Source organism: Sphingomonas degradans (genome assembly GCF_053502645.1).
In genome coordinates this window covers 2,559,874-2,573,111 of record NZ_CP177172.1, presented here as the reverse complement: position 1 = coordinate 2,573,111, position 13,238 = coordinate 2,559,874, and the positions used below count along the sequence as shown (strand labels likewise).

Genomic DNA, 13,238 nt, shown 5'->3' with positions numbered 1-13,238 from the left:
TTTCTCGATAGCGCACGAAAAAGCCCGGCCGCGCAGGTATGCGCGACCGGGCCAAAGGGGGCGTCCGGGTTCAGAAGTTGAAGCGGACCGATCCGGCGACGGTGCGGCCCTGGACCGAGCGGGCCCAGCCGATGCCGTTGGCGGGCATGTCGCCCTGGCTGATGTCGAGGAAGCCCTTGGTATTGAACAGGTTCTGCGCGGTGATTGCCACGTCGATCCGGTCGATCGGGTGGAAGATCACGAACGCGCCTACGGTGGTGAAGCCGGGCAGCTTGAGCTTGTTGATGTCCTGCGCATAGCTGCTGGTGATCGTCACCACGCTGGCGCCGACGGTGGCGTACTTGGTATCGACCTGCGGGGTCGCCTGGAGCGTCCAGGCGGGCTGGTGGCGCGGTTCCTTGCCGGTCAGCGTGGCGTCGAAATAGTCGCGGGTGATCTTCGCCTTGGTATAGGTGGCGCCCGCGGTCATGCTGAACGGGCCGCGCCGGATGCCGCCCTCGACTTCGAGGCCATAGGTGCGGTATTTGCGATAGGTCTGGGTCGCGGTGCCGTTGAGCTGGTTGTGATCGTCGGCATGCGCGAGGAAGCCGGTCGCGTTGAGCGTGATGCCGTTCTTGCGGAACTTGAACCCGCCTTCGAGCTGGCTGACCGCGTCATAGGCCTGGCGCGAGTCCGAGAGGTGTCCGGTGGTGAAGTCGATCGCGCTGGTGAACAGGATCTTGTCCGCGTTCATGCGCCCGCCCCGGCTGTAGCGGCCGAAAAAGGCGAGTGGCTCGGCGATGCGATAGTTGATGCCGGCGGAATAGCTCAGATAATTGACGTCATAGTCGACCGGCGCGGCCTGGCCGAGCGGGAGGTAGGAGACGCGGGTTTCGGGCGCGCTGATGCGGCCGTCGCCGTTCATGTCGTAGCTGACCGTACCGATCCGCCCGCCGCCCAGGTCCGCGCCGACCTGGCGACCACGCGCGCGGCCCGTGTCGTAGCGCAGGCTCCCGCCGATCGCGATCTTGCCGAAGCGATAGTTGATCGAGCCATAGGGCGCGGCGACGCTGTAATCGACATCATAGGCGCGGCGCAGCTTCGAGCCGTTGCGGCTGAACGCGTAATAGCCGTCCTGCGTCTGGGGCACGCCTGCCGCGCTGGTCAGGTTGACGAGCGCGGTGCGATTGCCGCCGACCACGTCGGTGACCAGCGACACCTGGAGCGCGTCGACGGCAAGCGTCTGCGATGCCGCATAGAAACCGCCGGTGACTGTCAGGTCGCCCGCGCCGACCCGCCAGACGCGCGTGGCACGGAAATCATTGGCGAAGTGATCGCCATTCTTCATGTTGTAGGTGTTGGCGAAGAAATTGGAGAGCAGGCCGTTGCCATTGGCGTTGGTCGGCACCGCCTTGCCCGCGTTCGGCCCGTTGGCATAGGTCGCCGTCGCGCCGGCACCCGCCAGCGTGGTCGCGACCGTCGCGATCGGGGCGACGGTGCTGGGGAAGGCGCGCAGGAACTCGCCCGAGGTGTTGGTGTAGCGCATGCGATCGGTGATCGTCCAACCGGCCACTTCGAACTGCGCCTCGAGCCCGATCGACTTGCTCTGCGGATGCTGGCCGCCGCGGATCGCATATTGGGCGAACTGGTTGTTGCCGTCGAGCGTGAGCAGCGACGTGACGTTCGAGGACAGCATCGTGTCCTTGAGGATGTCGAAGCCGGGGATGTTGCCCAGCTTGGGCTTGTCGTTGCTGCCCGTGATCGTCACCGGATAGGTGGCATAGCTGGGCGCGCGGTCGTCGAGCATCTTGGCGTAGAGCCGGATATAGCCGTTCGCGAATTCCTTGGTCACGTTCAGCTTGACCTGGCCGCCCTTGAACGACGTCATGCCGGTGCTGCGCGGGCCTTCGCCGACGCGGTAGAAGCCGCCGACATGGAAGCGCAGCGTGTCGCTGAGCTTCGCGCCATAATCGAAATCGAGGCGCTTCATGTCATAGCCGAGGCCGGTGGTGACCTGGATCGCGCCGCCTTCGACGTCGCCGGTCTTCGAGATCAGGTTGATGAGCCCGCCAGGCGAGTTCGACGCGAAGGTCGAAGCGGAGCCGCCGCGGATCGTTTCCACCTGCGCGATGTTGAAATCGGCGCGAAAGAACGAATCGCCCGCCATGTTGAAGACGTCCATGAACTCCATGACGGGCAAGCCGTCTTCTTCAATCTGGACATATTTGGAGCCGCCCGAACCGATCGGCAGCCCGCGCACGGCATAGTTGTTGTTGCCTTCGCTGATGCCCGATTCCACGCGGATGCCGGGCATGGTGCGCAGGATGTCGGCCAGGCCGACGGGGCCGAGCTTCTGCGCTTCGGTGCCCTTGAGCGAACTGGTCGACGTCGCGCTGTCCAGCCGGTCGCGGCCCTTGGCGACGCCGGTGGAGAAGACTTCCTTTTCGGGCTGGGGCTTTGCATCCTTCTTGCCGGCGTCCTGCTTTTCAGCGGCGCGGGGCGGGTTGGAAGCGGTTTGGGCGAGGGCAGGGGTAGAGAGAGTCGTCGTCGCGGCCAGGACCGCGAATAGCGTGCGAGAGTGCATTCTTCACCCGTTCATAAGACTGTCACCCCTCAATCCGCGTTATAGGAGGCGGCGAGGCCGCGCCTGGGGATCGCAGCCGCGTTCTTCGCGCAATTCTCGAAAATCGTGTCGTTATTGCCACAACGATGCCCGCTTTCTCGGGCGCGCGACGCTGCTATGACCGGCGGAGGCAGGAGGGACGCAGCGTGATGAACCGGCGGGAGTTTCTGGGGTGTGCAGCGTTGGCGGGCGTGGCACCGCGCGGGGCATGGGCCGCGCCGGCTGCGCCGCTGGTGCTCGCCGCCGCGAGCCTGCAGGAATCGATGAACGCCGCCGCCGATGCCTGGGCGGCGCAGGGCCACGCCCGGCCGGTGCTGTCGTTCGCGGCATCCTCCGCGCTGGCCCGCCAGATTGCGGCGGGCGCGCCGGCGGACCTGTTCGCCTCCGCCGACGAAGCCTGGATGGATGATCTGGAAAAGCGCGGGCGGATCGTGCGGGGCACGCGCGCGCCGTTCCTCGGCAATCGGCTGGTGGTGGTGCAGCCCGCCGACCGGCCGATGCCGGAGGCTTCGATACGGTTGGCGCAGTTGCTCCGCACCGGCCGCATTGCGCTGGCCGACCCGGAATCGGTGCCGGCGGGGCGCTATGCCAGGGCGGCGCTGGAGCGGATGCGTCTGTGGGAGATGGTCGCGCCGCGCGTGGTGCGCGCCGAGAATGTCCGCGCCGCGATGGCGCTGGTCGAGCGCGGCGGGGCGGACTGGGCGGCGGTCTATGCCACCGACGCGCGGGCATCGGCCAAAGTGCGCGCGATCCGCATGTTCGACGCGCGCAGCCATCCGCCGATCCGCTATCCGCTGGCGCGGCTGACCAGCGCGACCAGCCCCGATGCCGAGCCGCTGCGTCGCTTCCTGCTGTCGGCCAGGGGCAAGGCGATCTTTGCGGGGTTCGGGTTTCAGCCGCTTTGAGGGGGCTTGATGGGGGCGACAAGCGGCGTGGGGCTGCGCCGGGAGACGCGGACTTTGCCGCCCGGGGCACGGTCAACGGGCTGGCCCTGGCCCCCGACCGCCTCTCGTCTTGCAGCCTTTCGCTATGTCACGGCATATATGGATTACGAAATCCTACAGCGGCACTCACGTAGTGCCCCTGCCAGTTTTCCCCGACATGAGTGACAATAATCTCCTCTGCGCTGGGGCCCACGAATAACAATCGGAACTGTCCCGACGCCGAGGGGAAGGTGGAAGTGGTGGGGCCGGTGACTGAGTTGCCGGCGATCACGCCTTTGAATATGGCATAGTAAATCCCGCCGGAAGCGCCATCGTATAGGTTTTTTCCGCTGGCAGAAATTGTACCGTATACTTTTCCGGTGCCAAAGTCTACGGTAACTTCATCATGCTGCGTCGCAAAATGCAGGCTGGTGTCGGTGGCAAAATTTCCAGAGCCAGTAAGTGAAAACTTCACTACACCGGAACGCGGCATCGCGCTTGCTGGCGTTATCGGACCGAACGCGAAGTAATTTAACCGCGTTCGACGAGCGCCAGGGTCTGAAATGCTATGTTGCCAACCGCCCACACCCGCGGATCGGGGCTCAACTGTGCCTGACCCGAGAATTGATGAGGTTGTTACCTTGAATTTGTAGAGCGCTAGGTAATCGACCGCAGCTGTGGACGGCCTGGTGAACAAAACCGTGGGATTGAAGCTGTCGGCTGTTGTGTCGCTGGTTAGCTGCGCGGCTCCGAAAGTGGCCGCGTTGAAAGAATCAGTTAGAGAGTACCCATATCGGGCATCATAGGTGGCCCTGAAACCCGGCGTGTCGAGTATGACTGAGCGATTGCTAGTGGTACCGCCTGACGTTTGCCCGGTCACTTCGCTGGTCGAGCCAGCGGTGGTCGTCATTTCCATCGTAGCAGCAATGAAGGTCGCGTCGGCAGTTGGCTTCAGTTCTCCGGTCTTCAGCGCTCCGGGTGCAGGCGCTGGCGCTGGCGCCGGCGATCCGGCAGGCGAGGGTGTTGGAGAGTTCCCCGTGGAAGGCACGCGAACCGTACCGCTCTCCCCCCCGCCACAGGCCGAGAGCAGTGCCAAAGACGCCAGGCCAACATTTACGCGCAGTTTAAGATCGCCCACAAAAATCCCCCTTAAGGAAGGCGCATGCCGCACGAGCCATTGTTCTGCAAGCGCAAGCGGAGCCCTACGCCGGCTACCGCCGCCCTAAATCCCGTCGTTTGGAGTCCCTTGAAGAGGAAGCGGCATTCCAGTGTGCTTGCGCTCTCGGATTGATCGGGTAGCCGAGAGCCCTTGCGACGATCGACAAGATCGTGGCAAGGATGTTGGGTGATCCAAATATTGATCTGCCTCAGCGGAAGATTTCTGCGCTCGGCAGGTGGATATCGTCCCCGCCCCACCGCTATTGCAGCAGCGGCGTGCCCTGTTCCGGGGGAAGGGCGATGGCGGTTTCCATCAGCGCGATGCGGGCGACGCAATTGGTGCGGGCGTCGGCCTTGAACACCAGTGCGTCGCGGAGTTGCTCGGTCGTGATCTTTGCGCGGTCGGCGATGGCGCGCATCAGGGCGGGGGTGACCGAGAAGGTGCCGCGTGCGGATGGCGGGCGGGGTTCGGCTTGGGTTTGGAGCAGTACCGGGCCGACCAGCGTGCGCTCGGCTTGGCGCAGGCGGGGCGGTACTTGGTCGGCGGGATAGCTCTGCCCCTTCATCATCGCATCGCACTTTTCGGGCGCGATCGAGAGCATCGCCTGTGCTTTCTGAATCAATATGCGGTTGTAGGTGACGCGCAGCGGATAGGGCGCATAAGGTAGCTGACGCTCGAAACGCTCGGCCAGCGTGTCGAGCATCGGCTTGAGCCATTCGTTGCGGCTCTTGTTCTCCCGCCTGGCAGTACGCCAGCTGGATTGCAGCAGGTCTGCCAACGGTCTGTTTTGCCCCTGTACCGCGCCCCATTGCAGTGAGCCGTCGCCCATCTGCGAGAGCACAGCCTGAATGTCCGAGGCCTCCGCTGATAGCGGCGGATTTGTGGACGGCAGGAACGGTTCCCGATCCGCGACCAGCCGCCCGAGGTTGACCAGTACGATGAAGAGAACGATCCAGAACCATGGACGCTGGAACAGGGACTTGCCGCGTGTGGGCCGGGCGGGGCCGACTTCCTGCTTCGGGTCCCACAGGGCGACGCGCTCCGCGTCGAACGCACCTTCCAGATCGGGGAAATGGGTGCGGGTGATGTTGAGCAGTGCGTGGACGGGATCGCGCTTCACCTTGCCGCGCCGGGCGCCTTCGGGAGCCGGGGTTGTGAGTTCTACCCATGCCGCATGGTGCTCGTGACCGGGGACCTGGATGTCCGCCAGGAAGCGCAGCATCCGGTAGCGCGCGGTGATTTCCGCCATGCCGGGGCTCTGGCGGATCGTGCCGTCGTCGCGGTACCAGCCGAAATACTCGGTCACCGGCACGATCAGCGCGTCGGAAAAGGGGATGCTGTACCCTACCGCCTGCGCGATCCACGCTTCGGTATCGGCGGCGAAATCGAGCCGCTCCATCGCGGGATTGCCGCTGAGCACGCGCCAATGCTCGAGCATTTCGCGCTGCTCGATCGACGTGGGCGGCCGGGCCGGGTCATCGTGCGCACGGTCGAGCAGCGCGGCGAGCGCGGCGGCGTGGCGCTGGTAATAGTCGGGGCCGGGCTGCGCCCAGGGGTCGGGGCGGGGGGAGGGGGTGGGCTGGGGGGTGGGCTCTGCGTCGGTATTTGGTTCTTCGATTGGCGGGGCATCATCTTCTCTATCCCCCTCCCGCAAGCGGGAGGGGTTAGGGGAGGGGCCGCGCTCGCGCGGCGCTTCTTCCACCTCAGGCACAGCCGACCCCAAACTCGCATGCGGGAGGGGAGAAAGAACGCGCCCCTCTTCCTCGACCGGGACGGCCTCCTCCTCTTCCCAATCCTCGCTTCCGACCCACGGCGCTTCCTCGGTCGCCGCCTCGAACGCCTCGCGCAGCGCGATGAAGGCGGCGGGGTCGGCTTCGACGTCGATCGTCTTGAGCCGCACGGCGTAGGCGCGGCGGATCGCGCGGGTGTCGCTGGTCGGGTCGATCCCCAGCGTGCGCCAGGCGCTCACAGGAAACGCTCGCCCTCGATCGAGTCCAGCGCATCGACCAGCCGCTGGCGCGCGGCGTGGATCGTGCGCGGGTCCTGCGTTTCCAGCGCCTGTTCGAACTGGCCGATCCAATGGCCGACAAAGGCGCGCTGGTCGCCGATGAACCCTTCGTAACAGCGTTCGGCCCGCGCGAGCACGGCGGCATTCTCGCTCTCCGCGCGCGGATGGACCTTGAGCGCGGCGAGCGCGTCGCGGCGCTTGGCGACTTCCGCCTCGGTCATCGCGTCGGCGTCGTCGACGATCACCAGGTTGCGCGACACATCGGTGCCGGGGACCGAGATGTCGACTTCGAGCAAGCCGCTGGTGTCATAGGTGAAGCGGCATTCCACGCCCACCTGTCCGGCGGGCCGCTTGGGCACGGGGACCGTGATCTCGCCCAGCTTGACGTTGCCCGATACGTCGCGGGCCTCGCCCTGATAGATGCCGAAATGGATCTGCTTCTGGTTGTCGGTGACGGTCTGGTAGTGGCTGACGCGGCTGGCGGGGATCGTGGTGTTGCGGTCGATGATCGGCGAGAAGATGCCCGTGCGCCAGCCGCCGCGCCCGTCGGGTTCCGCCGAATCCACCCCCAGCGTGAAGGGGCAGACATCGGTCATTCGCACTTCCTCCAGCGCCTCGGAGCGCGCGATCAGCCCGGCCTGCACCGCCGCGCCCAGCGCCACAGCATGATCGGGATGCACCGTCGCGTTGGGAAAGCGCCCGAACATCCGCGTGATCGCCCGGCGCACCACCGGCATCCTGGTCGATCCGCCGACTAGCACGATCTCGCTCAGTTCCTCCACCCGGATGCCCGAATCGCGCAGGCTGCGCAGCACCGGATCGCGCAGCCGCTGGAGCAGCGCCCCCGCCGCCTCCTCGAATGCGCCCGCCGTCACGGTGGTGGTGAGCGCCTGTTCGCCCAGCACGATGCCGAATTCGGCGCTGTCATTGTCGCTCAGCGCGCGGCGGGTGCGTTCGGCGGCGGCGCGCAGCAGTTCGTGGAGCACCAGCGGATCGGCGGCGTCGAGCGCGCTGCGCGGCTGGAGGCCGGGGCGGGCGACGCCGATCACGATGTCGTTGAAATCCTCTCCGCCCAGCCGGTTGTCGCCCGACGAGGCGCGGACTTCGATCACGCCTTCGAACACCTCCACGATCGACACGTCGAACGTGCCGCCGCCCAGGTCGAACACCAGAAACGGCTCCTGCTCGCGCGTCTGCACGCCAAAGGCGAGCGCGGCGGCGGTGGGTTCGTTGACCAGCCGCTCGACCTGCAGCCCGGCGAGCTGGCCCGCGCGGCGCGTCGCCTTGCGCTGGCGATCGTTGAAATAGGCGGGGACGGTGATGACCGCGCCGGTCACGGCTTCGCCGGTGAACGCCTCGGCATCGGCCTTGAGCTGGCGCAGGACGAGCGCGGAGAGCTCCTCGGCGTTGAAGCTGCGCTTTCCCAGCGTGGCGATCTGTTGCGTGCCCATGTGCCGCTTGAACGCCGTCACTGTGTCGCGCGGATGCGTCGCCTGCCGCTCGCGCGCGGCCATGCCGACCAGCAGCGTGCCGTCGGCGGCGATCGACACGGCGGAGGGGGTGAGCATATCGCCCAGCGCATTGGGCACCAGCACCGGCTGGCCATCGCGCCACAGGGCGGCGGCGCTGTTGGTGGTGCCCAGGTCGATACCGATAATCACACGCGCGCTCCCTCATGCTGCCGGGGCAGGACTAACGAGGCGCAATCGGGTTCGCCAGCGGCAACCCGTCATTCCCGCGAAGGCGGGAATCCATTCTCCCTTACGTTTGAGGAAAGAGCCTCAGCACCAGCGTCAATGGATTCCCCGGACTCACGGAACAAGTGCACCACCTGCTAAGGTGATTGCGCGATGGGACGACATTACAGGCAGCTCAGCCTCGACGAGCGGATCGAGATATGCCGCCTTCATGAGGGCGGTATATCTTGCCGACAGATTGCCACCGCGATCGGGCGTGATCACACGACGGTCGGTCGGGAACTCAGGCGCAATAGCAAGCCGACCAAGGTCTGGCCCGGCGGCTATGCGCCCGGGCGTGCCCATAGGCTCGCGATCAGACGACGACGATGGGACGGCCGTTTCAAGCTGGCGCGCCAGCCGGACCTGCGAGATATCGTGAAGAACGGCCTTGCGATGGGATGCTCTCCCGAACAGATCGCCGGCCGACTGGCGCTTGAGCACGGTCGCACCATGGTCAGCCACGAGTCAATCTATCGATACGTCTATCATCGCTCGGCCCAGAAGGACTACTGGCACCGCCTTCTGCCCCGCTGCAAGGCAAGGCGCGGCCGCTATGGCCGCCAGGGCGGAAGCCCGGCCAGCTTCATCAAACAGCGCAGGCCGATCGGCGAACGCCCCCTCGAAGCCCGGGATCGCGCACAGCCGGGCCATTGGGAAGCAGACTATATGCTGTTCGCCCGATATGGGCACAATGTCCTCGTCTTGCACGAGCGCCACACACGCTACACCATCCTCGACAAGCCTCCCCACCGCAGAGCCGAGCTGACCGCACGCCGGATCACCCGCAGACTGCGCCATATCCCCCAGGATCTGCGCAGGACCATCAGCTTCGACAACGGCACCGAGTTCGCCGAACATCACCGCCTTCACGACAGCCTCGGCATCCAGACCTTCTTCTGCGATGTCCGAGCCCCATGGCAAAAGGGCGGTGTCGAAAACACCATCGGCCGACTGCGCCGAAGCCTGCCTCGCAAAACTGACCTCGACACCGTCAGCCACAGACAACTCCGTGCCTGTGCCGACCGGCTCAACAATATCCCAAGAAAATGCCTTGGCTTCCTCACACCCGCAGAGGCATTCTCCAAAATCTCAACCGGTGCACTTCAACCGTGAGTCCACATTCCCGCCTTCGCGGGAATGACGAGGCTTTTTTGGGGGCACGCCTCGCGCTTGCGGGGCGGGGCGGGGGCGGGCATGGGGGCGCGATGCCAAGCGATCTTTCCGCGCCGTGCTGACCGCCGCCGAATGGGGCATCGTGCTGCTGTCGCTTCAGGTGGGTGGCGTGGCGGTGCTTGCGACGATGCCGGTGGCGTTCGCGCTGGCATGGGCGCTGGCGCGGGGGCGGTTTCCGGGGAAAGTGCTGCTCGACGGGCTGGTTCATCTGCCGCTGGTGGTGCCGCCGGTCGTCACCGGATGGCTGTTGCTGCTCGCCTTTGCCCCCGCCGGGCCGGTGGGGCGCTGGCTGGAGGCGTGGTTCGGGGTTAGCGTGCTGTTCCGCTGGAGCGGCGCCGCGATCGCCGCCGCCGTCATGGCGCTGCCGCTGATGGTGCGGGCGATGCGGCTGTCGATCGAGGCCGTCGATACGCGGCTGGAACAGGCGGCGCGGACGCTGGGGGCGGGGCCGTGGCGGTGTTTCCGCACGATTACGCTGCCGCTGAGCCTGCCGGGGATCGTCGCGGGCGCGGTGCTGGGCTTTGCCCGCGCGCTGGGCGAGTTCGGGGCGACGATCACCTTTGTCTCGAACGTGCCGGGACAGACGCAGACGCTGCCGCTGGCGATCTATGCCGCGCTCCAGGTGCCGGGGGGCGAGGCGATGGTGCTGCGGCTGGCGGGCATTTCGGTGGCGCTGTCGCTGGTCGCGCTGGTCGCGTCGGAACTGATCGCGCGGCGCGCGGGGCGGGGGCTGCATGTCCTTTGACATCGATGTCGCGCGCCGTGTCGGCGAGGCGGAGGTCGCGTGCCGGATCGCGGGCGAGGGGCTGACCGTGCTGTTCGGCCCATCGGGCGCGGGCAAGACGAGCGTGCTCAACATGGTCGCGGGGCTGCTGGCGCCCGAGCGGGGGCATGTCCGTGTCGGCGACGCGACGCTGTTCGACGCGGCACAGGGCATCGACCTGGCGCCCGAGGCACGGCGCGCAGGCTATGTGTTTCAGGACCCGCGCCTGTTCCCGCACCTGCGCGTGCGGGCGAACCTGCTCTACGGATGGCGCGCGGGCGCAGGCGCCGCGGACGTGGACGAGACGATTGCGCTGCTGGGCCTCGCCGCGCTGCTCGATCGCTGGCCGCGCAGCCTGTCGGGCGGCGAGGCGCGGCGCGTGGCGATCGGGCGGGCGCTGCTGTCCGCCCCGCGATTCCTGTTGCTCGACGAGCCGCTATCGTCGCTCGACCGCGCGCGGCGTGAGGAGATCATGGGGCTGATCGAACGGGTGCGCGATCAGGTGCGGCTGCCCATCCTGATGGTGACGCACGACCGCGACGAAGCGGAGCGGCTGGGAAACCGGGTGGTCGCGATTTAGGTCGGGAAGCCGTGAACGGGTGCTTTCGGTCTTAGGGCCGAATGTCGGAGATTGGATGGGAAGCGCTCAGGCAGCTTTCGGAGCAAGCGAGCGCAAACTTGCCGTTCCGTTATCCCTTCAGGGCCAGCGGCTCCCAGACGAAAAAGTTGGGCATTGGAGCCGTCGAGGCATAGGTCATGAACATGACGCGCACTTCTTCAAAATCGAATATGTACTTGCTATGTTTCGCAACCGTAGGAGCCCTTTGAGGTCGCGCCGCGCGGAAGTGTGATCGGCTATTTCCACACCGCTTTTCTACGATGTACCCGCCGTCGCGATATGCGGTCTGAATGTAGGTTTCCGGACCTGCCTCCAAGACTACGACACTTCCCTCCCCCACTCCAACCAGGGCGTCTTGGATCAACTGTGGTTTTAATGGGCCCGCAAGCTTCTCGCCGTCGACACTCAGCGCAAATCCCTGGGATATGGTCAGCTCGGCTGACTTTCGTCCAAGTGTTCGACCGTAGGCGGTCAAGCTATCACGAAGAAAACGAACGAGAGGCTCAGCCCCTCGCCTATCCTTGTGCGCTACCCAGTAGATGAAGGGCCCTCCGACGAGGAAAACAGCCGCGATGACGATCAACTGACCAACAGATGCAGACCCTTCGGCAATCAATTGGTATGTTACAAATGCCATTAGCGGGATCAGGAGCGAAAACGCCACCACCCCATTTAGGTCGGAACCTGCTAGGCCGCGTACTCGCGTACCGGCGCTATCGCCGGAGATAATGCCAAACAACATGGGACCGCGCTGATCGAAGGCGCTGAACCAGAGGCATATGAATGGTCCGGCAATCCAACCCCGTGCGCCGTTCTTCGCGTCGAACCAGCTCTTTTTGCGCGACCGGAGGACCTTTTTCACTTCGGCTGGCGACTGCGACGACGTCACCTCGAAGCGATACCCAAACGGTTCAAAGGACATGAAAAACCTACCCCCTGCGAGCCCCGTCGCACCTGATATTAGAAGCTGGGCCACCGGCCGATTCTAAGCAAGTGCGACGTCTTTCTGGTGGCCGCAACTGGGCGATGGCTGACAGCGCACTTTATGAGGCCTAAAGCCTACGAAGGGCCGGGTTTCTTGAGGGATAGGCGCGTGCAGATTGCGGTTTTGACGTTCGACGGGTTCAACGAACTGGATTCGTTCATCGCGGCGGCGATCCTCAATCGGATGCGGCCACAGGGCTGGGCGGCCTATATCACCGCGCCCACCGAGCAGGTCACGTCGCTGAACGGCGTGACGGTGCAGCGCCAGAAGCCGCTGGCCTTCGCCGCCGAGGCGGACGCCGTGCTGATCGGCAGCGGCAGCCGCACGCGCGCGCTGGTCGAGGATGCCGCGCTGATGGGGCAAATCCGCCTGGACCCCGCGCGCCAGCTGATCGGCGCGCAATGCTCGGGCACGCTGATGTTGGCGAAGCTGGGGCTGGTGGGCGACCTGCCGGCCTGTACCGACCTGACGACCAAGCCCTGGGTGATTGAGGCGGGGGTGGCAGTGCTCGACGCGCCGTTCGTCGCGCACGGCAATGTCGCGACCGCCGGCGGCTGCCTCGCCTCGCAATATCTCGCCACCTGGATGATTGCGCGCGGTGCTTCGCTGGCGGATGCGGAGGCCGCGATCCACTACGTCGCGCCGGTGGGGGAAAAGGCGCGCTACGTCGATCAGGCGATGGCGGTGGTGGCACCTTTCGTGGCGCGGGAGGCGGTCGAGGGGTAAGCCGGGCGCGGCGTTGACAGGATTGCAGGTGCATCAGATCGGAGGAACGCCGTGCCCTTTACACCTTTTCATCTGGGTCCCGGGGCGTTGATCAAGGCGGTCGCCGGTGATCGTTTCAGCTTTGCGGTTTTCGGCGGCGCGCAGGTACTGATGGATATAGAGCCCCTGGTGCATATGCTGAGGGGAGACGCGGTCCTTCATGGGTTCACGCACACCAGTGCCGGCGCGTTCGTCGTGGCAGTGGTTGCCACTCTGGTAGGGCGCCCGACCGGCACTCTGGTGCTGCGGCAGGTCGGTCTTATCGACCGACCTATCCGTTGGTCGGTTGCCGCGTGCAGCGCGTTTGTGGGCACCTATTCGCATATCGGCCTGGACGCTTTGATGCATGGGGACATGCGCCCGTTCTGGCCGTTCGCCGATGGCAATCCTGCTCTGGCCGCGGTGTCGATCGGATTGCTGCACGCCCTGTGTGTCGGCGCGGGCGTGCTGGGTGGCGGTGCGATCGTCTTTCGCACTTTGCGGGACGCATAGGACCGACGCA

11 protein-coding genes are annotated in these 13,238 nt (G+C 65.7%); 6 read left to right on the top strand and 5 right to left on the bottom strand.

Translation table 11 applies throughout. The features are described 5' to 3' along the window. Positions 1-70 precede the first annotated feature (70 nt). Positions 71-2,563: a TonB-dependent receptor domain-containing protein gene (locus ACG3SL_RS11620; RefSeq protein WP_448661291.1), complete on the bottom strand. Its 2,493-nt coding sequence runs from the start codon at positions 2,561-2,563 to the stop codon at positions 71-73. Between the two features lie 188 nt (positions 2,564-2,751). Here ACG3SL_RS11620 and modA point away from each other — a divergent pair, with 188 nt between their 5' ends. Then, the gene (gene modA / locus ACG3SL_RS11615; RefSeq protein WP_448661289.1) at positions 2,752-3,507 is read left to right on the top strand and encodes a molybdate ABC transporter substrate-binding protein; all 756 of its coding nucleotides are present in this window, start codon (positions 2,752-2,754) and stop codon (positions 3,505-3,507) included. A gap of 127 nt (positions 3,508-3,634) precedes the next feature. On the opposite strand, the gene ACG3SL_RS11610 is transcribed toward modA, so the two are convergent. The 3 genes from ACG3SL_RS11610 to ACG3SL_RS11600 all read right to left on the bottom strand — a co-directional run bounded on the left by ACG3SL_RS11610 (position 3,635) and on the right by ACG3SL_RS11600 (position 8,353). After that, entirely contained in the window at positions 3,635-4,441 is an 807-nt protein-coding gene (locus ACG3SL_RS11610) for a hypothetical protein (RefSeq protein WP_448661288.1), read from the bottom strand. A gap of 502 nt (positions 4,442-4,943) precedes the next feature. Further along, on the bottom strand, positions 4,944-6,653 hold the full coding sequence (locus ACG3SL_RS11605) for a hypothetical protein (protein ID WP_448661287.1): 1,710 nt from the start codon (positions 6,651-6,653) through the stop codon (positions 4,944-4,946). Then, on the bottom strand, positions 6,650-8,353 hold the full coding sequence (locus tag ACG3SL_RS11600) for an Hsp70 family protein (protein WP_448661286.1): 1,704 nt from the start codon (positions 8,351-8,353) through the stop codon (positions 6,650-6,652). The genes ACG3SL_RS11605 and ACG3SL_RS11600 overlap by 4 nt, the downstream gene beginning before the upstream one ends. A gap of 189 nt (positions 8,354-8,542) precedes the next feature. Here ACG3SL_RS11600 and ACG3SL_RS11595 point away from each other — a divergent pair, with 189 nt between their 5' ends. The 3 genes from ACG3SL_RS11595 (at position 8,543) to ACG3SL_RS11585 (ending at position 10,947) form a co-directional block, all read left to right on the top strand. Further along, a complete protein-coding gene (locus ACG3SL_RS11595; protein ID WP_448661285.1) occupies positions 8,543-9,544 on the top strand; it encodes an IS30 family transposase in 1,002 nt (333 codons plus the stop codon). Positions 9,545-9,659: 115 nt separating this feature from the next. Continuing rightward, positions 9,660-10,349, top strand: a complete 690-nt coding sequence (modB, locus tag ACG3SL_RS11590; protein WP_448661284.1) for a molybdate ABC transporter permease subunit — start codon at positions 9,660-9,662, stop codon at positions 10,347-10,349. Beyond that, positions 10,339-10,947, top strand: coding sequence for an ATP-binding cassette domain-containing protein (locus tag ACG3SL_RS11585; protein ID WP_448661282.1), 609 nt, complete (start codon positions 10,339-10,341; stop codon positions 10,945-10,947). The genes modB and ACG3SL_RS11585 overlap by 11 nt, the downstream gene beginning before the upstream one ends. 109 nt (positions 10,948-11,056) lie before the next feature. Here ACG3SL_RS11585 and ACG3SL_RS11580 read toward each other — a convergent pair whose 3' ends face one another. Beyond that, positions 11,057-11,908, bottom strand: a complete 852-nt coding sequence (locus tag ACG3SL_RS11580) for a hypothetical protein (protein ID WP_448661281.1) — start codon at positions 11,906-11,908, stop codon at positions 11,057-11,059. A gap of 171 nt (positions 11,909-12,079) precedes the next feature. Between ACG3SL_RS11580 and ACG3SL_RS11575 the strand changes: the two genes are divergently transcribed. Together ACG3SL_RS11575 and ACG3SL_RS11570 are read left to right on the top strand one after the other, a co-directional pair. Beyond that, positions 12,080-12,697, top strand: coding sequence for a DJ-1/PfpI family protein (locus ACG3SL_RS11575; RefSeq protein ID WP_448661279.1), 618 nt, complete (start codon positions 12,080-12,082; stop codon positions 12,695-12,697). 87 nt (positions 12,698-12,784) lie between these two features. Further along, positions 12,785-13,228 (top strand): metal-dependent hydrolase, encoded by a 444-nt coding sequence (locus ACG3SL_RS11570; RefSeq protein WP_448661278.1) that lies wholly within the window; start codon positions 12,785-12,787, stop codon positions 13,226-13,228. The last annotated feature ends 10 nt before the right edge of the window (positions 13,229-13,238 follow it).

What these genes read in the sequence shown, in the direction of transcription:
- ACG3SL_RS11620 (WP_448661291.1), bottom strand. Translation starts at nt 2,563, where the DNA reads ATGCACTCTCGCACGCTATTCGCGGTCCTGGCCGCGACGACGACTCTC.
- modA (WP_448661289.1), top strand. Translation starts at nt 2,752, where the DNA reads ATGAACCGGCGGGAGTTTCTGGGGTGTGCAGCGTTGGCGGGCGTGGCA.
- ACG3SL_RS11610 (WP_448661288.1), bottom strand. Translation starts at nt 4,441, where the DNA reads ATGGAAATGACGACCACCGCTGGCTCGACCAGCGAAGTGACCGGGCAA.
- ACG3SL_RS11595 (WP_448661285.1), top strand. Translation starts at nt 8,543, where the DNA reads ATGGGACGACATTACAGGCAGCTCAGCCTCGACGAGCGGATCGAGATA.
- ACG3SL_RS11585 (WP_448661282.1), top strand. Translation starts at nt 10,339, where the DNA reads ATGTCCTTTGACATCGATGTCGCGCGCCGTGTCGGCGAGGCGGAGGTC.
- ACG3SL_RS11580 (WP_448661281.1), bottom strand. Translation starts at nt 11,908, where the DNA reads ATGTCCTTTGAACCGTTTGGGTATCGCTTCGAGGTGACGTCGTCGCAG.